Genomic DNA, 1158 nt, shown 5'->3' with positions numbered 1-1158 from the left:
GGCAGGGCTATCGCATATGAGCGATTGCCTGGATGAGATAGTCGTCATTCCAAGCGCATTTCTTGATGCGGTGGCTAATGGGGACTTTGTCGATGTCGGCGGCCTGAAGGATATTTCTGGCGATGCGGTTGATGAGGGCGGTGTTGGCTGGAGCGTTGTCCTTGCGGGCACGACTGAGGTCCTCGTGCAGATGAACGTCGAGCATCCAGTGCAGTCCGTTCTCGATCTGCCAATGGGCTCTGGTGAGATCGATTGCCTGCTGTGGCGACAGCAGCGTCGAGGCCATGAACAGGCGCGTCAACGGCTTGGCCTGATCGCGTCGGCTGGTGATGCGGATGAAGGCCTTGTGCCCAGGCATCAGCGGCTCGGCCGCCGCCACGACCTCTGCCTGCCGCCATTCGCTGCGGCCATGGCTGGTTTCGGTCAGCTCAGTGACGGCGGGAGTGGTCTGGGCCAGTTGTTGTTTTGCCCGAGCCAACCAATGCCGGCGGTTTCCCTTGAGCGCGAGCACATAGTCGCCGCCGCGCTGAATGATGGCCTTGGCCATGCGCGTGTGGCAGTGGAGGGCATCGGCCGTGACCAATCGGCCAGTAAGATCAATGAGTTCGACGACCTTGAGGGCAGCCTCGACCTCATTGTCTCCATCGCCGGGCGAGGCTGCCGCCAAACACAGCCGCGTCTGGCTGGCAAAGGCCGACACCGTCAGGGGCGGGCTGGCCGCAAGGCCTTTCTCATAGGCCCGTCGCAGCGCCTTGCCATCAAGTGCGACCACACCCTGGCGTGCCTGGGCAAAGCCTGCGGCAAAGGCGGCGAACGCACGTCCGAAGGCCTCCGGATCGAGCAGACGCAACAACCGCGAGAAGGTGTCGTGACTGGGCGCCTCCTCATAGTCGATCAAGCGCGACAGCGCCTGCTTGCGCTCTTGCGCGAACAACGAGAACTCCGTGGCGCTGGTCGCACCACACAGGCTCGCGGCGATCATCATCACGATCAGATCGCCAAGCCGGTGCGTGGCGTTGGCCGCGCGCGGATCAGGGACCGCGCCGAAATAGCTCTCAAGGCTGGAAATGGCAGTCACTCCTCAGTGGACTGCCTTCCCAAAGAATCCCTTCTCAAATCAACTTCAAGCGCAAAATCGTCATATGCGATTCCCCTGCC

The 1158-nt window shown here is 62.1% G+C and carries 1 protein-coding gene; it reads right to left on the bottom strand.

Annotation, left to right across the window (positions count from 1 at the left end):
* Nucleotides 1-7: 7 nt before the first annotated feature.
* Nucleotides 8-1078 carry an ISAs1 family transposase gene (locus ACWGS8_RS35130; protein ID WP_454585200.1) on the bottom strand — a complete coding sequence of 357 codons (1071 nt, stop codon included), beginning with the start codon at nt 1076-1078 and terminating at the stop codon, nt 8-10.
* Nucleotides 1079-1158: the final 80 nt, after the last annotated feature.

It is taken from the genome of Mesorhizobium sp. 43Arga (assembly GCF_053714255.1).
The sequence above is the reverse complement of the archived record's forward strand: the minus strand, read 5'-3'. Positions and strand labels throughout refer to the sequence as shown.